Here is a 21,336-nt window from a genome sequence, read left to right on the forward strand (position 1 = left end):
TGTTAATATTAATTTATATTAAGTTTTTGATCTTGCGAACCTGCCAAATAAAGATAATTATAGCTAAAATAGTAGAGATTGTATCGGATAAAGGGATAGAGTACCACACCCCGTTTAATTTTAAGTAGTTAGGTAGAATAAATAATGAGGGTACAAGTAGTAAGAATTGTCTGCTCATACTTAATATAAAAGCAATAACAGCTTTTCCAATACATTGAAAAAAATTGGAAATAACCATTTGTATACCGCTTAATGGTAAAGTAATGGTCATTATTTGTAAAGCTAAAGATGCTTCTTTAGCTAATTTTGGGGAAGGATTAAAAGGTTTAACAACAAGTTCAGGGAATAAAAAACCGAATAAAAAACCTAGACATCCAATAAAAAGTCCGGTTTTAAGGCTGTAAGTTAACGTGTCCTTAACCCTATTCATATTTTTAGCTCCAAAATTATACCCTATAATAGGCTGCATTCCTTGGGTTAAACCTACTATTACCATTATAAATATCATGATCAGGCGATTGGCTATGGTATAAGCTTCTATGGCCGTGCTGCCTCCGTAAACATTCAGCCTGTTATTTATGAAAAAAACGACAACAGATGCAGCAAGTAACATGAAAAAAGGAGCAAACCCCACATTAATTATGGACCATATGATCTTGTAATTGGGTTTTAAACTTTTCCAGTGAAAATATACAATGGAATTAGAATTAAAAAAATGTTTCAATACAACGCACAAGCCTATCGCCATAGAAATATTGGTTGCTATGGCAGCACCTTTCATTCCCCATTTCAATACAAATATAAAGATGGGAGCTATAATAATATTGGCGACAACTCCTATAAGCATCATATACATGGCTTTTTTAGGATATCCTGATGCTCGCATGATACTGTTGAGAGCATAATTAACGGTTAAAAATATATTTCCCGGTAGATAATAGAGTAAAAATTCTTTTGCAAATGGGAATGTTTGAGGAGTAGCTCCAATACCAATAAGTATAGAATCCATGTAGGTATACATGCCTATGATTAACAAGAAAGTTAATACGGTAGCTAATAAGATGGAATTTCCCAATACAATATTGGCAGATTTCATATCTTTTTGGCCTAGAAAAATTGAGGTACGTGTAGACGCTCCGGCTCCAACCAGCATACCTATTCCTGAGATAAGGTTCATTATGGGAAGAAGAACTCCCAGTCCTCCTATAGCATGGTCTCCCAAATTTTCTCCATGACCTATATAAATACTGTCAATGATATTGTATAAAGCAATTACTATAGTTCCTATAATAGCCGGAACGGCATATTTCCAAATAAGTTTGCCGGGTTTTTCATTCTCCAGCTCTGAAATGTTTTGAGATTTATCTATAGCTTCCATTCGTAATAATAAGATCGTCTATTTTTTTTTAATAAATAGTTAGTTAAGTAAAGGACAAGAATAGGTTATTAATCTTTTTTATGAAGATTAATAATCTATTCCATATAGTTTTTGAGAAAGGTTAATCTTTCACTAATAAGCGAAAACCTTCTCCATGGATATTTACGATTTCTACATTGTCGTCATCTTTAAGTAATTTTCTGATTTTAGCAATGTAAACATCCATGCTGCGAGAAGTGAAATAATTATCATTATGCCAAATTTTAGTTAAGGCTTCTTCTCTTGGCATAAGATCATTTTTATACTTGCAAAGAAGTTTTAACAGTTCATTCTCTTTAGGAGATAATTTATGCATTTTACCGTTAACCTCTAATTGTCGTAATTTGGTATTAAATTTAAAATTGGAAATTTCATAAATTTCTTTGTCTTCATTTTCAGAATTAACGGAAGAATTGGAATTCCTTTGAAGAACGGCATTAATTTTATACAATAAAACTTCAGAATCAAACGGTTTAGTTATATAATCATTAGCGCCAAGTTTATATCCGGTAAGAATATCCTCACGCATATTTTTAGCTGTTAAAAAGATAATCGGAACATCCGGATTAATGTCAATAATTTCTTTAGCTAATGTAAAGCCGTCTTTTTTCGGCATCATTACATCGGAGAGACAAATATCAAAATTGTCTGCTTTAAATTTTTCTAACCCATCCTCACCATCAACAGATAGGGTTACATCGTAATCGTGAATAGAGAGGTAATCTTTTAAAACAGCACCAAAACTTGGATCATCTTCTACTAATAATAGCTTTACTTTTTTATCCATGATATTTTTAATTTAGAGGAATACGTACAATAAAAGTGGTTCCTTTATGTAATTTACTAACAACTTTAATACCACCATTATGTAACTTAATAATATTTTTTACGTAGGTCAAGCCTAATCCGTGACCTTTTACATTATGTATGTTTCCGGTTTCTTCCCGATAAAATTTTTCAAATATTTTTTTTATAACGTTTTCAGACATACCTTTTCCTTTATCTGAAATTTCAACTACGTAATCATTTTTATCGTTGTAAGTTTTTACCGAGATTTCAGGTTTTTCTAATGAATATTTGTTCGCGTTGTCTAATATGTTAACAAAAGCATTGGTGAGATGAAATCCATCTACATTTCCAATATATTTATCTGCTAAATACTCTTCTTTGATTGTTCCCCCCCGTTGTTCCACTTGTACCCGAACAGTTTTAATGCTGTTTTTCAGGATTTGACGAATATCTGTTTCTTTTCGGATCAGTTGAAGTGCATTTCGTTCAAGTTTCGACATTCTCAAAACCATCTCTACTTGTTTTTTCATTCTATCATTTTCTTGCTTGATTAAAGAAGTATAGAATTTCATCTTTTCCGGTTCTGATTGAACTTTCTCCGAATTTAGCGCATCCGTAGCAATATTAATGGTTGCTATAGGAGTTTTAAATTCATGAGACATATTATTTATGAAATCAGTTTTTATTTCAGAAATCTTTTTTTGCTGGGACATATAATATATGGAAGCAATATATATAGCAATAATAACCAAAGTAGAGGCTATGGTTACTCCAATAGCTCCCAAAATAGGATTTAGTACGGAATATTGTTTAGAAGGGAAATAAACGGATAAATAATATTGGGTATTATCTTTTCCGTCAGAAAATAAAACTACATTGTAATTTTGAGTAAACTTATTACTTAAGATAAAATCATCACTATGGATTTTAGTTAATTTAAGTTTATTGTTGAGCACTCCACATTTAAATTCAGTATTAATATTGTGCTTTTTAAGTTCTAAGCTAACCACTGAATCTATTAACTGCATGTTAATCCTGGATTCCAAACTCATCTGGTTTACACTCAATCTTGCAAATTCGTCCAAGGTAAATTTAGGGCTTACAAAACTATTTTCAATATTTTTTTCAATCGGTTTAATATTGGTTTGAAGCGAATCTTTTTTAATTTTTAATACGCCTTCATCCGTTAGTAAATTGGTGATTTTTAAAGTATCTTTTTTTGAAAAAGGAATGATGAGAGGCTTTTTATTAACGATTGTTTTTTTATAAATGATGTATTTAACAGACTGAGAGTCAATAACACTCATGGCTGTTTGAATGGTGCTGGAATCTTTTTGATTATTGATGTCTTGATAGAAATTAGTAAATGGTTTGTAAAATTTATTAATCTCTATAGTATTAATTTTTTTGGAAGAATTATTTAGTGCTTTGTATACACGAGATGAAAAATCCTGTTCACCTGCATCTATAGCCTGTTTCAGCCAAAAAATCTGCAATCCCACAAAAACTATAAGGGAAATGGTCATTAATCCCGATAAAATAGGGATGAAACGTTCCTTCATAGTACAAAATTAATCATTTTAACCGATGAAATTTACGACATATCGAAAATTTTCAATATTTTTAAAATCTTATCTGATTAAAAATAAAGCTAAAGAAATATTTAGTACGTTTAAAATATTATATGGAGAATAATTTTAAAAATGATTTAAATTTGTACGTCTATAACTATATTATATTATGCACCAAGAAGAAAAAAAATCTTTAAATTTTTTAGAGCAGATAATTGAAGAAGATTTAGAAAATGGTTTTCCTAAAGAGAAATTAAGGTTTAGATTTCCACCTGAGCCTAACGGCTATCTTCATGTAGGCCATATGAAAGCCATTTGGATAAATTTTGGATTGGGGCAGAAATATAATGTACCCGTTAATTTACGATTTGATGATACTAATCCGGTTAAAGAAGATCAAGAATATGTTGACGCGATTAGAAAGGATGTAGAATGGCTGGGATATACTTGGGATAAGGAATGTTATGCCTCTGATTATTTTCAACAGTTATATGAGTGGGCTATAAAATTAATTAGAGAAGGAAAAGCATATGTTGATAATCAGACTTCAGAAGAGATGAATGAGCAGAAAAAAAATCCTTTTGAAGAAGGTATCGAAAGTCCTTATAGAAACAGGAGCATAGAGGAAAACCTTGATCTTTTCCAAAGAATGAAAGAAGGAGAATTTGAGGAAGGAAGTTGTGTACTTCGCGCAAAAATAGACATGAAATCTCCTAATATGAATATGAGGGACCCGGTAATGTATCGTATTTTAAAAAAACATCATCAAAGAACCGGTAACGAATGGTGTATATATCCTTTATACGATTGGACTCATGGAGAATCAGATTACATAGAGCAAGTTTCTCATTCTTTATGTTCTCTGGAATTTGAAAATCACCGACCTTTATATGAATGGTTTTTGGATCAAGTATACGATCCGTCAAAAGTTAAAAGTAAGCAGCGTGAATTTGCCAGATTAAATTTAAGTTATACGATTACCAGCAAACGAAAATTATTGCGTTTAGTAGAAGGAAATTATGTATCCGGTTGGGATGACCCGCGAATGCCTACCGTATCGGGTATGAGAAGAAGAGGATATACTCCTGAAGCTATTAAAGATTTTATGGAACGAGTGGGAGTGGCTAAAAGAGACAACATTATTGATTTTGCTTTATTAGAATTCACGGTACGAGATCACCTTAATAAGATTGCGCCAAGAGTCATGGCTGTGGTCAATCCGGTGAAAGTTGTAATTACTAATTACCCGGAAAATTTTGAAGAAAATGTTACTATTGAAAACAATCCGGAAAATAAGGATGCAGGAGAAAGAGAAGTTCCTTTCTCAAGAGAAATATATATAGAAAGAGAAGATTTTATGGAAGAAGCTCCTAAGAAATTTTTCCGATTGACCTTAGGAGGAGAAGTCCGATTAAAAGGAGCTTATATAATTAAAGCAGAATCTGTAGAAAAAGACGAAAACGGTGTAATTCAAACCATTTATTGCACATATGACGATAAAAGTAAAAGTGGAAGCGGAACAGAAGAAAGCATGCGAAAAGTGAAAGGTACTTTGCATTGGGTATCCGTTAAACACGCATTACCTATAGAAGTGAGAATCTATGACCGATTATTTAAAGAAGAATCTCCGGATACGCAAGAAGGTGACTTTTTAAATTTTTTAAATCCGGATTCTTTAAAAACTATTTATGGTTTTGCAGAACCCGGCTTAAATGGTACAAAAATTGGAACAAAATATCAATTCCAAAGACTTGGGTATTTTGCAGTAGATGACGATACAACAGAAAATCATCTAATTTTTAACAGAACTGTAACATTAAAAGATACCTGGGCGAAAATCGCTAATAAATAAAGTTTTAAATTATGAAAAAAATAATCTTTCTAATTGCTCTTTCTTCTTTTTCACTTTTCAGTGAAGCTCAACAAGTAAAAACTCCGGCAGCAAGTTTAAAAGCAGAGGTTGAACAAATGGTAGGTTTAACAGATGTTGAATATGAATATTCTCGACCTAATAAAAAAGGAAGGGTAATTTTTGGCGGATTGGTACCTTACGGCCAAGTTTGGAGAACAGGGGCTAATGAAAATACAACCATTAAGTTTGGGGATGATGTTGAGATTGATGGAAAAACTATTCCTAAAGGTAAATATGCAATTTATACAATTCCCCATGAAGATACCTGGGATGTAATTTTTTATTCCGATTCAGAAAATTGGGGGACACCTGAAAAATGGGACGATAAAAAAGTGGTTTTAAAAACAACGGCACCGGTTAAAAAATTGGCAGAATCAGTGGAATCATTTACTATAGGAATAAATAATCTTTCAGATAATTCCGCACATTTACAATTTATGTGGGATCAGGTTTTGGTAGATGTAACTTTCCATGTACCAACACAAAAAATAGCAAATGCAAGTATTGACGGTATATTATCTAACCCAAGAGCAGATGCTAATGCTTATTATGCTTCAGCCAATTATTATTTACAGTCTAGGAGATATGAAGAAAGCTTTAAATTGGATCAATAGAGCCATTGATTTAAAGCAAGGAGAATCCCCTTATTGGTATTACAGAGTTAAATCGCAAATTCAAGCTAAGTTAGGAGATATAAAAGGGGCAATAGATTCAGCTGAGAAATCTTTAGATGGAGCTCAGAAAGAAGGTAATAAAGATTATATTAGATTAAACACTGAATCTATTAAAGAATGGAAAAAAATATTATAAATTATTGATTTAAAAATAAAAAAACAGAACAGTAAGAGATTTCTTACCGTTTTCAGTAGTATTTGTAGTTAACAGTAGATAAATTTTTTGGATTTTATTATCTATTCAAATTTGTATTTATAAATAAGGTAAATGTATAAAGTTCCGATTCATAAAAAAGCTATTATTGTTCCAATTGTATTTGTTGGGTTCATATGGTTAGTATTTCTCTTGCAAAATTTATTGGTTTTCAAAGAATGTTATGGAATTATACCTCTTAACCAAAAAGGTTTAAGAGGAATCCTGCTCGCTCCGCTATTTCATGGAAACCTTACCCACATACTCAGTAATTCTATTCCTTTATTTGTTTTAACATTTTTTACTTTTCAGTTTTATGAAAAATTGGCAAGTTTCATTTTACTAAATGGTTGGATTATATCCGGTTTTGTGGTTTGGTTATTACCCAATTTCTCTTTACTAAATTCCTACGTTTTATCTTGCCATATAGGTGCCAGCGGAATTATCTATGTTTTGGCTTCATTTCTTTTTTTTAGTGGAATTTTCAGACGTGAAATTGCTTCAATAGCGGTATCTTTTATTGTTGTTTTTTTATATGGAAGTTTGGTTTGGGGAATATTTCCCAGAGAACTTTTAGGCATATACGATAATCACCCAGTTTCCTGGGAAAGTCATTTGTCGGGAGCAGTAACCGGGTTTATATTAGCTTATATGTTGAGGAAAAAAAGTAGGGGAAAAAAGAGAGGAACATCAATGGGATATGGATGAATATGATCATTCTGATGATGAAAAACTTTGGCAAAAATACCAATTGGAATATCCTGAATATTTTCAAGAAGAAGATCCATCCAAATCTGATTCGACTTCAGAGATTAATAAAACAGACAATGTTCATTACTAAGATGAAAAAGATTCTTTGAAAAATCAAGAGAAACTATAGGTCAAAAACCGAAGGTCGTTTAGTGATAATGCTGTCTTTAATCCAAAGAAAAAATGCTCCGGTAAGATATAAAGCAAAAATCCCACCTAAAGTAATAAATGACAAGTAGATAAATAAAAGTCTTAATTTAGACGCCCGTACTCCGAATTTTTCCGATACACGTGAAATTACTTCAAATCCGTTTGCTTCAAATAGGGTGCGTAATTTTTCTATCATAAAAAAATATTTATTAAGTTAATACATATAAAGTAAAAAATTACAATTTTTTATTTACAAACATCAATTTGCTAAAATTGAACCAAAATACCTCCCAATACTTGAGCTCCTAAGACTTTATAACCTTGAAAGCGTTCGTAATTTTTACTGAATAAATTAGTTCCGTTAACAAATAGTGAAAAATTCTTATATAATTTATATGAAGCCGAAAGATTAAGATCTACATAACTATCTAAAGTAGTTATTCCCTCCCTAACAGATGAAGAAGCAGGATCGTAATAAAAATAATTACTCTTACGCTCACCGGTAAAAAATAATTTTGCTTCTAATTTTAATTTATCTTCTAAAGTTTTATAATTACTATCTAAACCTACTTTAAAATTGGGTAAATTATAAGCATGTTTAAGCTCATCCAGATTGTAATTATGATATTCTCCTTCCAATCCAATAGTCAAATCTCCGGTCCAAAAATATTGTAAAGCACCTTTAACAGTAATAATATTACCATCATCGTACACAGCATTAAAGGTATTTAATCGGTTATAGGCCTTTAACACAGAAGGCAAGGTAAGGTCATAAGGATTTCTCATGAAAAAATAAAGGTTTTCGGCTTTACTGAATGACCCTTCCGCTTCGTACTTAATGCTTTCATCTATATCCCCTTTAACCCCTCCATAAACTTTATATAATATATTGGTAGGTCTTAACAATTGATTGGAGTATAAATACGGATTTTCCGAAAATAAGTCGGACATATTATTAAGTTTTAAACCGCCATCAATACCGGCATATACATTAATTTCTCTGGCAGCATTGAATAAAAATTCAGCCTTAGGATGGAAGAAAATTTTTGTATTATTACCTTCCAATTCGCCATTATAGGCAATATTAGCACCCACTTTCAAATAAGAACCTTGACTTGAAATTCGTAACACAGGAGAAAATCCGGCTGTTAAAAATGAATATTTATCTTTTGTGTCCAATCCAAAATGCGTATAAGTATAATTAAATAATACATCTGCTTCCACGCCAAAATTTAAACCGGGAAGCATAAGATTTGCATTTTCAGAACTCTTAGCCAGCTTTGCTTTTAAGTCTACAAAAGTTTCATTTGAATCAAATTTGTCCCACATATATCCGGCTTTTAAAGAAGCTTTGTCTAAATAATTATTACTATACATGTCATAATCGGATTTAAATGTAAGTTGATTGGTATTTTGCCTTAAGTTCATGTGGGGTGTTGCATGTATTTCCGGTGTGTTGAGACCGTAATAATTAGTTCCGTTATAGGTATAATTTCCCGCAAAATGTAATTTTCCCGTTTTTAATTTAAAAATGTAAAAAGCTTCTGCATCAATTGTTGAAGAAGAAGTTTTCCAATCGTATTTGTTTTTAGGACCATCGGTAGAAAGTGCAGACAATTTAATACCGGTCAAATTATTATTTATCGGATAATTAAAATACAAATCCCCCAGTACCGTATTTCTGGTTCCATAACCTAACTTAGCATGATTGTCATAATATGAATTAGTAAAATCAGTGTTTAAGGATTGAGGAGGCAGTTGAGAAGTTTGAAATTCAGAAACAGCAGGAACATCAATAATCGTATAATTTAGTGAATCTTTTTTTACTGAGTTTTTTTCATTAGACGGTGGATATTTATCCGGATCTGTTTTCTTTTTCTCAATATTTTTTACATTAACATTCGGATTTTTCTTTTTTCCAATGGTTAATATTTCTTCTTTAATTTGAGAATATCCTGATGTGGTTGAAATAGTTGCTATTAAAATTAAAATCAGTATTTTATATTGAGTATTCATAAACTTCAAAACGAGATATAATTATTTAATATGGTTAAGTTGAGTTTGGGCATCTTGAACAACATCCGGAAACTCTTTATAATTTTCTATAATTTGCTCCAATATATAAGTAGCCTGATAATTATCTTTAAGGTTTAGATAATTGTTGCTCATTATAAGAAGAGCTTTAGCTCCCCAATACTGTTGATCAGAATATTTAGATGTTAAATTAAATATTACGGAATTACTAGCATCGTATTTTTTATCTTTATTTTTAAATAATGCATTATAGTATAAGGCCTCAGCTTTTACCGCATTGTTTTTAGATTGTTCAAGAGTTGTAAATATTGATTTTGCGTCATTTATTTTTCCCGAATTGTATAGACTGCGCGCTTTTATCAAAGTGGCTTGTTCTTTTACAGTAGAAGGATTTTTGGAATTATTCAAAACTTTTATGGCCATTTCATTAGCCTTAGTATATTCTTTATGATCGGAATAGATATACATTAATTCTAATTCGGCGAAAGATTTATAGTTCTGATTGGAAGTAATTTTATACAAAGATTCAAGCGAATTTTGAGCAGCTTCGTCTTTTTCTTCTTTTATATAAATTTGAGAAAGTCTAACCAAAGCATCTTCCTGGAATTCATTGGATGATTCTGAAACTTCTTTTAATGCCTCTACCGCTTGATTATAATTAGTTAGCTGAAAATAACTTTCTCCTAAATAATAGAGAGAGGTTATTTTACGATTTGTAGTTGGAAACTTAGTTAAAAAAGTCGCAAATTCTTGAGAGGCTGTAGAGTAATCTTTAGATAAAAATTTCTTTTGAGCAGACATAAAAGACAATTCCTCAGCTTCCGCACGGTCCATATTATAGCCTTTTCTATTTGCCCAGTCAATATATTCATTTTCTTTACCGCTTTCAATAAATGCAGTTTTAGCTCCGGTTATAGCTTGTAAGGCATAATCGGTTTTAGGATAATTATCGGCAATAGTTCCATAATTTACAATAGCTTTTTGATATTCCTTTAAACTGGTCAAATTATCAGCAATGCCAAGATATGACATAACCACTAAGTCATTATTTTTGGAAGAACTGATAACTTTCTGAAAATAATTATTTGAATTCTGAAAATTTTCAGTTTCAGCGTACGCTGTACCTAATTCAAAATATGCATCGCTAATTTTTTCCGATTTTGGATATGCTTTAATGAACTTTTCAAGTTCAACAATTTTATTTTTATAATCTTTTTGCAGACCATATACAATAGCTTTTTGATATTGAGAATATTCTCTGTCTTCGATAGAAGAGGTATACGCTTGATCATACATTTGAATTGCTTGGTTAAGCTGATTGCTGCCTAATAATGCATCGGCAAGACGTAATTCTGCATCTGCTTTAAATTCTTGCTTTGGATTTTTAAGATATTCTTGAAATGAAACTGCTGCCAAATCGAAATTCTTCAATTTTAAATAAGAATATCCTTTTTGATACATCACTTGCGAACTTTCCGGTATGGTAATTCCGGAATTTTGCAAAAGTTGTAATTTATCAATAGCATTTTGAAAATTTCCTAATTGGTATTGACAATCGCTATACCAATAGAGTGAACGAGCATAAAATTGAGAATTATTTTTTAAAAGTATGGCTTTTTCGAATTCTTGAGAAGCCGATTCTATTTTACCCTGATTGTATAATTGTACTCCGTAGGCATAAGCAACTTCTTGCTCTTTAAGTTTCAACTCCGAAGATTTATTGGGTATGGAAGATAGAAGTTGAGAGGCTTCTGAGAAATTTCCGGAATTAATATATGATTTAACCAGCAATTCATTGATTTCCGATTGATGCTTGGAAGCGGGATATCTTTTTAAATAGGTATTTAAAACTTTGGAAACAGGCTCATAAGGATTACCTACTTCATAACTCAATTTCGCATAATTTAAATAGGCGTTTTCTTGAATTTTTTTGTCAAAATCCATTTCAGAAGCAGCTTTGAAAGCAGTTAAAGCTTCTTTCTTTTTATTTGTTTTCAGGTAGGAATTCCCCAATTGGTAATATGCATTTTGTGAAATGGGAGAAATATCTCCAACAGTTATTTTATTAAAATAAGTAACTGCTTCTTCATATTTCTTGGCTTGATACAAAACATATCCCATTTGATAATAATCGCTCAAAGTTGGAGAAGCACTATTTTTTATATAAGATGAAAGATAGGGTTCGGCTTCGGCATACTTTTTTAATTTGAAATAGCTTTCTCCTATAATTTTTATTATCTCATTTTTTAATTCAGGATATTGATTAGAGGCTAATAAGGTTTTACCGGTAGATATGGCAGAATCATATTCACCATCATTAAAATAAATCTGAACCATATAAGGCTTTATTTTTTCTGTAAATTCCGGTTGATTTAATAAGGATGTGAATTTTTTCTTAGCTTCAATATGCTCACCGTTAGCATAAGCTATATGACCTAACAAAAAGTCTATTTGATTTTTGTATTGGTTGCTATAGGATCCTTTTTCCAAGTTTTTTTCAGCATTTTCAAAATCCTGATTCATAAATTGAGCATACCCGAGTTTGATGTATTGATTGGCTCTTTTATTAGGAGGAAGTTTATCTATAGCTACTTTAGAGAGTTCTTCTGCTGCACGAAAATAATCCTGATGTATTAAATAGTAATTTCCCAATTGGAGGTGAGCTCTTTCAGTTAATACGCTTTGCGGATATTTATTGGTAAAAGCATCAAATTTCTTTTCTGCTTCTTCATCTTGTAAGATAAGGCTTATCAGAGCATCGTAAAAATTGGCAATTTCCAATTGATAAGATCTTAGATTAGAAAAGTTAATTAAATCATTAATTATATATTGAGTTCCTCTATAGGCTTCATTTTCATATAATTCCTTTGCGTTGCTTATCTGGTAATTGTTATAATAAATTTCAGATAGTTGAGCATTCACAAATAAATTTGCTCCTAATAATGGGATAAGCCATTGGATTTTTTTTCGCATAACTTTAGTGCATATTTTTAATATAAACGACTTTTTTAGTTTTAAAAAATTCCTCGTCAAAATAATCTTTTAATTCATAGAGTGTAGCCTCGGGAAAATTTTTCAATTCTTCAGTTAGATCTCCTCCTTTTAAATATAAAACGCCATTTTGTAAACTATTGATATTCTTAGATGTAAATTTTCCTTTAACCCAAGACATAAAAACAGGCATTTGGGTAACCGCTCGGCTTACTACAAAATCAAATTTCTCTTTAATTTTTTCGGCTCGTGTATGAATACCAATGACATTTTCTAACTGTAATTCTTGTGCAATTTCATTAACAACCCTAATTTTTTTTCCAATGGAGTCGGCCAAAGTAAATTGAGATTCCGGAAAAAGTATAGCTAAAGGTATCCCCGGAAATCCGCCACCTGTACCAATATCCAAAACTTTGGTCGAAGGAGCGAACTGCATTACTTTTGCTATTCCCAAAGAATGAAGCACATGTTTTTCAAGTAAAGAATCTATATCTTTCCTTGATATAACATTGATTTTTTCATTCCAATTTGAATACAAATCAGGGAGTTTTTCGAAACTATGCAATTGTTTTTCAGTTATCTCCGGAAAATACTTTTGTATTAAGTTTGTCATGGGTATTAATAGATATACAAAAATATAAGTTTTAATAATATAAGACTCTATTTTATAATAGACATTTGCTTTTATTACAACAAAAATAAGGGTTTAAGAGTATGTAGAAGACTTTTTAAAGTCATTTAACAAAATTTATAAAGATCAGATGGTAAAGATAAAATTTAATTGGAATGCTATTAATATAAATTATAATTTATTTTGAAAGCAAGTTATTTTTGATTCGACAATTAATTTATATTACCTATTTTTATAAAATAAAAAACGAGCCTACACTACTTAAATATAAAATAATTACTATAAATATGATTTCCTTCATTCAGAAACGAATTGATATCTCTCAAAAAAGCATAGAAAATACGGTAAAATTATTAAACGAAGATCATACCATACCCTTTATTGCCCGTTATAGAAAGGAAATGACCGGAAATCTGGATGAAGTTCAATTATTCAATATATTTAAGTTAAAAACAGATTTTGAAGAAATTCAAAAACGTAAGGAGTTTATTATAAAAAGCATTGACGAGCAAGGAGCATTAACCGAAGAATTTAAGCAAAGAATAGAAAATTGTTTCGAACTTACTCTTTTAGAAGATTATTACTTACCCTATAAAAAGAAAAGAAAAACAAAGGCGTCTGTTGCAATTGAAAACGGTTTAAAACCTTTAGCAAAAATCTTAATGGCGCAAAAACCGATTTCAGATTTAACCCTATTAGCTTCAAAATACACCTCAGATGAGGTGTTGTCAGTAGATGATGCTCTTCAAGGAGCCGGATATATTATTGCGGAATGGATTAACGAAAATAATTATGTACGTTCAAATTTAAGACGTTTTTTTCAACAAACTGCCGTATTGGAATCTAAGCTGATTAAAGGAAAAGAGGAGGAAAAAGAAGCACAAAAATTTTCAAATTATTTCGAATTTTCTGAAAATTTAAAACGTTCGCCATCTCATCGGTTTTTAGCAATCTTACGAGGGGAAAAGGAAGGAATTCTACGCGTTAAAGTTAAAGTTGACTCAGAGGAAGCCTTACATATAATAAGCAAACATATAATTAAAACCGATGAAAAAATAATTAAAGATCAACTACTTTTAGCAATAAAAGATTCTTTTTCACGCTTATTAGAACCGGCGCTAAGTAATGAAGTTTTCCAGAAAGCCAAAGAGTCAGCCGACCAAATAGCCATTCAAGTGTTTTCATCCAATTTAAAACAATTGTTACTGCAATCTCCTTTGGGGGAAAAAAGAATTCTGGCAATTGATCCCGGATATAAATCAGGTTGTAAGTTGGTTTGTTTAGATGAAAATGGTAATTTATTACATAATGATACCCTATATCCTCATCCTCCCCAAAAAGAAACCAAAGAATCGATTAAAAAAATTAAATCTTTAATTAATGCCTATAAAATTGAAGCCATATCCATAGGTAACGGTACAGCCTCCCGAGAAACGGAACGATTAATACAATCCATAGCTTTTGATCGTCCCCTAAAAGTTTTTGTAGTAAATGAAGCCGGAGCGTCCGTATATTCTGCATCTAAATTGGCTCGGGAAGAATTTCCATCCTATGATGTTACGGTAAGAGGAGCAGTTTCCATAGGAAGACGGTTGTCTGATCCACTTGCAGAATTGGTGAAAATAGAACCTAAAGCCATAGGAGTGGGACAATATCAACACGATGTAGATCAAACATTATTGAAAAAAGAACTGGATGCAGTTGTTATTTCTTGCGTAAACAGTGTAGGGGTTAACCTTAATACAGCCAGTAAATCCTTATTGTCTTATGTTTCGGGTATAGGAGAAAAGATGGCTGAAAATATTGTTCAGTACCGTTCGGAAATGGGAGCATTTTCAACCAGGCAAGACCTGAAAAAAGTTCCCAGACTTGGTGAAAAAGTATTTCAACAAGCATCCGGATTCTTAAGAATTCCAACGTCTGAAAATCCTTTGGACAATTCCGCTGTTCATCCCGAAAGCTATTCTCTAGTTATGAAAATGGCGAAAGATTTAGGAGTAAAATTGGGAGATTTAATCCGAAATAAAGAATTAATTCAAAAAATAAATTTAAACAATTACGTAAACGAGGATGTAGGGATTTTAACTTTGGAAGATATTTGTAAAGAATTGGAAAAACCCGGTTTAGATCCAAGAACACAGGTAAAAATGTTTACTTTCGATCCTTCTTTAAAAACCATAGATGATTTAAAACCAGGAATGAAAGTTCACGGAATAATCAATAACATCACCAATTTCGGTTGTTTTGTTGATATAGGAATTAAAGAGAATGGATTAGTACATCTTTCTAAAGTATGTAATGAATTCATAACAGACATTAGCACAGTCGTGCATCTTCATCAGCATGTTGAAGTAAAAATAATCGATATAGATAAGGAACGAAAGAGAATTCAATTATCTATGATTGATTAAAAAATTAATAAAATAATATTTAAAAAAATAAGTGTTCTATTACAGAATGTATAATTATTTTAAATATTTAGAATACAAATACTTTATTTTTTATTTCATAAAATAAAAAATATATAAAAATATAAAAGACCTAAAAACTTTTAAATTATATAATTATTCCTCTAATAGTAGTAAAAAAAAATAAGAATTAATATCTTTATCCATTCATTATCCGTATTTATCATAAAATCTGATTTAATAGGGTATTATTTAGTTAAATAATATAAATAAAATTAAAAAATGAAAAACTTTTATTCGTTCGTTATTTTAATATTTTTTATTGGTAAAATTTTTTCACAGGATTTTAAAGAACCCAATATCTTGATCAAAGATCATAATGGAAATTCTGATACTGTGTATGTTGACTGTGATTATAAGTTTTTTAGAAATAAAAATATTAAACTAAGTGTAGATTATCCTATAATCAAACAAACAGATAAATATGAAGTTTCTTCCATTCAATATCCTTCAAATATAGATTTTACCAAAGGTAATCCGGTATCAACCAGTAACTCCAATGGTAAAAACGATGATGTTTTTGGTAACGATATCATCGATATAGGTTTTAATTTTTGCTTTTATGGAAAAAGTTATAATCAAATTATTGTCAGTGATAATGGAGTAGTCAGCTTTGACCTGTCACAAAAAAATAAAGAATGCCCGTATATTATTTCAGGTAATAATCCAAATTCCGGATTACCTAAAAATTCAATATTTGGTGTTTATCATGACATGAATAATACCACGCCGAGCAAGGTAAAAGTTGCTTATGAAGGGAAAGCTCCCTATAGAAAATTCATAATTAATTTTGATAATTTAAAACAATACGGACCAGATCGAATTTATTCATCTTCTCAAATTGTTTTGTATGAAACTTTTAATATCATAGATATATATGTTGGAAATAAAAGTAAAAACCCCAACACCACTAAAGATAAAAACGCTTTAATAGGGATCATCAATTCCAATGGATACATAGGAATTTCTCCCCCGGGAAGAAATAGGGGAGATTGGGAAGCAAAAAAAGAAGCATGGAGATTTACTCCGAATGGAAATACGGATATTTCTGTTACTTGGTATGAAGGAAATTCTTCAAGTCCAAGTAATTGGGGGAATACTTGGGTAGTCACTCCCACTTCTAACACTTACTTTAGAGCAAAGGTTACTTATAATGGATGTAATAGTTTTTCACTTACTGATACCCTACAGGTGAAGTTTAGCAAAGAATTTCCTACGGCAGTAAAACAATCACCTGCACCTTTTTGTATCAATAATGGAGAAAGTTATACAGTTGATTTAACCTCATATCAACAACTGATAAACCCGGATACAACTTTAAAATTTACCTATTACCGGTATAAAAATTTAACCAATCAGATTTCAGATGAAGAAGCAAAATCCTTTACTTTTTCTAATGATATGACGGTCTATGTAAAAGTATTGAAAAGCGGAGTTTGCTTTGTTTCTACAGAGATAAATCTTAAATTAAATAAGAGGCCTGATTTAAAAGATAACCAGCAATTCATTGTTTGCGATGAAGGCAATGACGATAAGGAGAATGTAAACCTGAATAATTTTAATTATGGAATAAATAAACGGACTACAGAGTATATAATACTGGATGATCAGATGAGAGAATTGCCCGATGTGGTTATACGTAATTATCCGATTGATTTATCAGGAACTAGCGATGATAACGTAAAGTTTTACCTTAAAGCATGGAATAAATCCATAAGGGATAAGTCGTGTTATACCTTAATCGCATTTACTGTAAAATTGGTGAAAAAATTAGAGTTAGAAGAGTATTTAGCTGAAATCTGCGATGTTAGAGAAGGTCAATCCGTAATGATGGATTTAACCAAATATAACTCTAACTTACTAACAAATTCTCCGATCAATCCTTCCCATACTACAGTAAAATGGAAATACTATAAAGATTCCTATTACAGCAACGAAATTTTAAATCCGGATAATTGTATGTTGAGATTAAATAACACTATTTACATCAAAGCGACTCATCCGAATTTTTGTGGAGAAGTAAAAACAAAATTAATTTTAAAAGCCATCGTAGATTGTAGCGATGGTGGCGGAGGCGGTGGTGGCGGCATCGGAGATGGATTGCTATTTCCAACAATATGTGATGCCAATGATACAGAAGAAGTGGATTTAGAATCGTATCTTCCTAACTTTTTGTCCGGTACTTCATTAACTCCTCAAGATATTGAGATTGAAGGTTTTTATAAAGATTTGGCATGTACGGAAAAACTTAAATTAAAGGAATCATCACCCGGCTATATCTACAGTGTAGAGGCACCGGCTAAATCTACTGTTTATTTAAAATATAAGATTAAAAAAAGCGGAATTATAGCAGTAAGCTCAATAACTATCTTCGTATCTAAAAATCAAACATTATATAAGAGGGAATTTGATATATGCGACACATACAATGATGGCATCGAGAAAATATTCTTAAAAGATTACGAAGATTTACTTAAAGATCTTTATACTTATTCATATTCTCATCCATCCTTTGGAAATGATTCAGGTGATAAAATTGTATTTTTTGACAATCAACGTGATCGGGATATGTATTTGGCAGATCCTAAACATGAAAAAGGAATGATTAAAAAGAGTTTTGATCTAACTTCGGATGAAAATCCAAAAATAATATATCCTGCGGTCCGATATAACCGATGCAGCTATGCTTATGATTTGAAATTCAATTTGATAACAATTGAAGAAAAAGTATTGGGTCCCCATACTATTTGTGATTTTAATGATGATGGAATTGAGGTTGTTAATATATTAGAATTTATAAAAGGTTCTAAAAAGACTGATCCAAACAAGCTGGAAGAACTTCTAACTCAAGATCAGTTATCAAGTTTAAAAACTCCTATAAAAGATATAAAAAATTTAAGGTATTATAAAACCAAAAATGAAGCACACGAAGGGGGTAAAGCAACGATTACAGATCCTACTAAATTTCAAATTGGTCTAGGTACTTTATCGGCATTTGTCAAATTAGAATTTAAAAACCAATGTCCCATTATTGTAGAGATTAAATTTAATTTAGTGCCATCAGTACAATTACCGGAATATACAGACTTAGAGGTTTGTGACATAGGGGATGACTATAAAGAAGAAGTAGATTTGTCTAAAATCATACTTGATTCAAAAGGGACAACCATTCAATTTTATCGGTTGATATACGATGCAGAATATGAAATAGATGCTCCCGGTGAATTGTTAGGAACATATACGGATAGCAATACTCCAATTAAGTATCTGGTAAATACGACAACAAATATTACCAATAATGAGATATGCATGAGAGTGGAGGATCCGGTAACTAAGTGTTTTAAGATTATTCGAGTTACAATAAACTTAATTCCTGTACCGACAGTTAGTAATCCAAACATCTATATATGTGATTTTGGAAATAACGGAACAGAAAAAATCAATTCATCAAATTTATATCAACTGGTAACGGCCCCACTTATATCAAATAATTCAAAGTTGACGAATCAAATGGGTTATGAATATTATGTAACAGAAAATGATGCAAAAAATGGAACTAATCCGGTAAGTGAATTTGATGTAACCAACTCCTCAAAAATTTGGGTGAAGATTAAAACCAAAGATTGTTCGGATTATTATATGTTAAATTTTTCATTAATTGAATCTCCCATTTTAAAGCAAAATGTAACTGTTACCATATGCAATAATAACACGAAAAATGATCAAGACAGCATTTATGAAACTATTAATTTGGGATATTATAATAGCCTTTTTCTAGATTCCAACATAGATAATAAGGATTTTGAATTTATTTATTTTACTAGAGAGGATGATGCACTTAAAAATCAAAATCGTATATATGGAAGTGCTGCGGTTACCCGATTTCCAACCACTTTTTGGGTTAGAGTAAGAAATATAAAAAGTAACTGTTTTTCAATTGCACCTATAGTAGTTGAAGCATATCCTGAATTAGAGGTAAATCATTTTGCTACCTTATTATGTAATGAAGAAAAAAAGGTAAAAGTTAACTTAAAGGATTATCCACCCCAAATGATAGGAAGTTCTTATAAAACAAGTGATTTTACTGTTTCCTATTATGCTAGTAGATACAATGCAATTAATGGTATCGTTATACCTGAGGCAAATTTAGAAGAATATGAAGTTTTTGGTGGAGATGAAGTTTGGGTTAAGTTTATTTACAAAAAAACGGGGTGCTATATAATCCGTAAAGTAGAATTTTTAATTTCTTTAGTTCCTAAAGCCAATGTCCACTTTATAGATATTTGTGATGAAACCGATGGAACCATAGACGGCAAGTATGTAATCAGGAATTTAGATGATTACAAAACTAATATTATTACCGGAGAATCTCTATCTTTTATCAATTCGGAGTATGATTTTACCTACTTTAGAACAAAACAAGATGCAGAAGAACATAAAAATGAGGTATTGCCTGTAAATTTTACCATTAAACATAATGAATTTACCAGTGTTCCTCCTGACAATCCGTTTTATACAATCTATGTCAGAATAGATAAGAAAGATAAAACTTGTCCGACCATTACCGCTATTTCGGTAAATGTAAATCCACGCCTATCGTTGGATAAACAGGTAGTTGAAATAATAGGATGTATGGACGGTCAGGATAAATCCTTCGTTGATCTTACTTCTGTTTCCAACCTTATTAGTAGTTCTTCCTATGTTCATTTTGAATATTATAAAGATGAAAATCAAGCACGAAAAGGAGAGATCAGTAATGCTGTTGCAAATCCAAATGCTTACCAAACCGAAGTGATAACTACAGATGGATTTTATACATATGATGAAGTATTTGTCAGAGTAAAGGATAGCAAAGGAATTCAGTGCGATAGTATAGCAAAAATTAAAATAAAAGTATATCCTTATATAAAAGTAGAAAATCAATCCGTTGAAATTTGCGAATACGAACCGGATGCTACAAAATCAAAAATTAATCTTTGGGAATTATCCCGGTCAATGCTTGAATCAAATGGCATTCCTGATCCAACACGTTTAAATAGAATGTTCAATTCTTTACGAATTATCTACCAAGACAGCAAAGGAGTAGAGATTGGCAGAGTAGAAGAGACATCAGGGCCAATACCTAATACTTTAACCGATTACGAACCTCCTGTAGGAGAAAACAAAGTAGAAATAAAAGTCCTATTTGAAAACAAAGAGAACGGCTGTGGAAATGAAGGAACAATAACAATTACCCAAAAAGAAACGCCACGTCCCAATAAGGTAACCTATACCCTGTGTGATGAAGACTTAGACGGAGAGTATAATGACGTATTACTAAAAGATTTAGACAACCTGGTAATTGCCCCGGCCGCGAAACAAGAAATTACCTATTACCGCACTCAGTCCGAAGCCTTAGCAGTAAATGATCCGACGATACTTCCAATAGACAAACAAACGTACTTTACTGTGGACTTCCTGAACCCTTTATACGTACGAGTACTGAACCAAGAGAGCGGTTGTATAGGCATAAACGAAGTATGGTTTAAGAAAAATTCCAACCATGTACCGATCCCGAAAGAAGTACGCTTATCAATAAAATGCGATGATTCCCAAGATGATTCAAAAGAAATATTTAATTTACATGAATCAGAACAATTACTGGGCAATTATCCGACAAGCAGTTATCGCTATTACAGAAATGAATCAGATGCCAAAGAAGCCTTTAAAAATGAAGCAAAAGGGATTTATACACACCTGACCGAACCTGAAATAAG

Annotated in this window: 13 protein-coding genes and 1 pseudogene; 7 read left to right on the forward strand and 7 right to left on the reverse strand. The window is 31.3% G+C overall.

Annotated elements, in window-relative coordinates:
* Window positions 1-13 precede the first annotated feature (13 nt).
* The 3 genes from GFV01_RS06975 to GFV01_RS06985 all read right to left on the reverse strand — a co-directional run bounded on the left by GFV01_RS06975 (window position 14) and on the right by GFV01_RS06985 (window position 3,768).
* Complete coding sequence (locus tag GFV01_RS06975; protein ID WP_185150335.1) at window positions 14-1,378, reverse strand: MATE family efflux transporter; 1,365 nt, start codon at window positions 1,376-1,378, stop codon at window positions 14-16.
* A 121-nt stretch (window positions 1,379-1,499) separates the two neighbouring features.
* Window positions 1,500-2,204: a response regulator transcription factor gene (locus tag GFV01_RS06980; protein ID WP_105296279.1), complete on the reverse strand. Its 705-nt coding sequence runs from the start codon at window positions 2,202-2,204 to the stop codon at window positions 1,500-1,502.
* A gap of 7 nt (window positions 2,205-2,211) precedes the next feature.
* Window positions 2,212-3,768, reverse strand: a complete 1,557-nt coding sequence (locus GFV01_RS06985) for a sensor histidine kinase KdpD (RefSeq protein ID WP_160565859.1) — start codon at window positions 3,766-3,768, stop codon at window positions 2,212-2,214.
* Window positions 3,769-3,946: 178 nt separating this feature from the next.
* Here GFV01_RS06985 and GFV01_RS06990 point away from each other — a divergent pair, with 178 nt between their 5' ends.
* From GFV01_RS06990 to GFV01_RS07005, 5 genes are all read left to right on the forward strand, one after another.
* The gene (locus tag GFV01_RS06990) at window positions 3,947-5,629 is read left to right on the forward strand and encodes a glutamine--tRNA ligase/YqeY domain fusion protein (RefSeq protein WP_160565862.1); all 1,683 of its coding nucleotides are present in this window, start codon (window positions 3,947-3,949) and stop codon (window positions 5,627-5,629) included.
* Window positions 5,630-5,640: 11 nt separating this feature from the next.
* On the forward strand, window positions 5,641-6,303 hold the full coding sequence (locus GFV01_RS06995; protein WP_370513734.1) for a DUF2911 domain-containing protein: 663 nt from the start codon (window positions 5,641-5,643) through the stop codon (window positions 6,301-6,303).
* On the forward strand, window positions 6,275-6,499 hold the full coding sequence (locus GFV01_RS10285) for a hypothetical protein (RefSeq protein ID WP_370513735.1): 225 nt from the start codon (window positions 6,275-6,277) through the stop codon (window positions 6,497-6,499). Before GFV01_RS06995 ends, GFV01_RS10285 begins: the two co-directional genes overlap by 29 nt.
* A 132-nt stretch (window positions 6,500-6,631) precedes the next feature.
* Entirely contained in the window at window positions 6,632-7,264 is a 633-nt protein-coding gene (locus GFV01_RS07000; protein WP_160565865.1) for a rhomboid family intramembrane serine protease, read from the forward strand.
* Window positions 7,257-7,397, forward strand: coding sequence for a hypothetical protein (locus GFV01_RS07005; RefSeq protein ID WP_160565867.1), 141 nt, complete (start codon window positions 7,257-7,259; stop codon window positions 7,395-7,397). The genes GFV01_RS07000 and GFV01_RS07005 overlap by 8 nt, the downstream gene beginning before the upstream one ends.
* 33 nt (window positions 7,398-7,430) lie before the next feature.
* Here the strand turns inward: GFV01_RS07005 and GFV01_RS07010 are convergent, their stop codons facing one another.
* From GFV01_RS07010 to rsmG, 4 genes are all read right to left on the reverse strand, one after another.
* The gene (locus GFV01_RS07010; protein WP_105296274.1) at window positions 7,431-7,652 is read right to left on the reverse strand and encodes a PspC family transcriptional regulator; all 222 of its coding nucleotides are present in this window, start codon (window positions 7,650-7,652) and stop codon (window positions 7,431-7,433) included.
* A 71-nt stretch (window positions 7,653-7,723) separates the two neighbouring features.
* Window positions 7,724-9,472, reverse strand: coding sequence for a hypothetical protein (locus tag GFV01_RS07015; protein ID WP_160565869.1), 1,749 nt, complete (start codon window positions 9,470-9,472; stop codon window positions 7,724-7,726).
* 21 nt (window positions 9,473-9,493) lie between these two features.
* A complete protein-coding gene (locus GFV01_RS07020; protein ID WP_160565871.1) occupies window positions 9,494-12,463 on the reverse strand; it encodes a tetratricopeptide repeat protein in 2,970 nt (989 codons plus the stop codon).
* 4 nt (window positions 12,464-12,467) lie between these two features.
* Window positions 12,468-13,094, reverse strand: a complete 627-nt coding sequence (gene rsmG, locus GFV01_RS07025) for a 16S rRNA (guanine(527)-N(7))-methyltransferase RsmG (RefSeq protein ID WP_160542450.1) — start codon at window positions 13,092-13,094, stop codon at window positions 12,468-12,470.
* Window positions 13,095-13,399: 305 nt separating this feature from the next.
* On the opposite strand from rsmG, the gene GFV01_RS07030 reads away from it, so the two are divergent.
* Both GFV01_RS07030 and GFV01_RS07035 read left to right on the forward strand, forming a co-directional pair.
* Complete coding sequence (locus GFV01_RS07030) at window positions 13,400-15,523, forward strand: Tex family protein (RefSeq protein WP_160565873.1); 2,124 nt, start codon at window positions 13,400-13,402, stop codon at window positions 15,521-15,523.
* A gap of 279 nt (window positions 15,524-15,802) precedes the next feature.
* Window positions 15,803-21,336: pseudogene (locus tag GFV01_RS07035) on the forward strand (hypothetical protein); the annotation flags it as partial.

The organism is Apibacter sp. B2912 (genome assembly GCF_009827835.1).
Classification (GTDB): domain Bacteria; phylum Bacteroidota; class Bacteroidia; order Flavobacteriales; family Weeksellaceae; genus Apibacter.

Bases quoted from the DNA above. Each gene is read 5' to 3' on its own strand.
- GFV01_RS06975 (WP_185150335.1), bottom strand. From the start codon at position 1,378: ATGGAAGCTATAGATAAATCTCAAAACATTTCAGAGCTGGAGAATGAA.
- GFV01_RS06980 (WP_105296279.1), bottom strand. From the start codon at position 2,204: ATGGATAAAAAAGTAAAGCTATTATTAGTAGAAGATGATCCAAGTTTT.
- GFV01_RS06985 (WP_160565859.1), bottom strand. From the start codon at position 3,768: ATGAAGGAACGTTTCATCCCTATTTTATCGGGATTAATGACCATTTCC.
- GFV01_RS06990 (WP_160565862.1), top strand. From the start codon at position 3,947: ATGCACCAAGAAGAAAAAAAATCTTTAAATTTTTTAGAGCAGATAATT.
- GFV01_RS06995 (WP_370513734.1), top strand. From the start codon at position 5,641: ATGAAAAAAATAATCTTTCTAATTGCTCTTTCTTCTTTTTCACTTTTC.
- GFV01_RS10285 (WP_370513735.1), top strand. From the start codon at position 6,275: ATGAAGAAAGCTTTAAATTGGATCAATAGAGCCATTGATTTAAAGCAA.
- GFV01_RS07000 (WP_160565865.1), top strand. From the start codon at position 6,632: ATGTATAAAGTTCCGATTCATAAAAAAGCTATTATTGTTCCAATTGTA.
- GFV01_RS07005 (WP_160565867.1), top strand. From the start codon at position 7,257: ATGGATGAATATGATCATTCTGATGATGAAAAACTTTGGCAAAAATAC.
- GFV01_RS07010 (WP_105296274.1), bottom strand. From the start codon at position 7,652: ATGATAGAAAAATTACGCACCCTATTTGAAGCAAACGGATTTGAAGTA.
- GFV01_RS07015 (WP_160565869.1), bottom strand. From the start codon at position 9,472: ATGAATACTCAATATAAAATACTGATTTTAATTTTAATAGCAACTATT.
- GFV01_RS07020 (WP_160565871.1), bottom strand. From the start codon at position 12,463: ATGCGAAAAAAAATCCAATGGCTTATCCCATTATTAGGAGCAAATTTA.
- rsmG (WP_160542450.1), bottom strand. From the start codon at position 13,094: ATGACAAACTTAATACAAAAGTATTTTCCGGAGATAACTGAAAAACAA.
- GFV01_RS07030 (WP_160565873.1), top strand. From the start codon at position 13,400: ATGATTTCCTTCATTCAGAAACGAATTGATATCTCTCAAAAAAGCATA.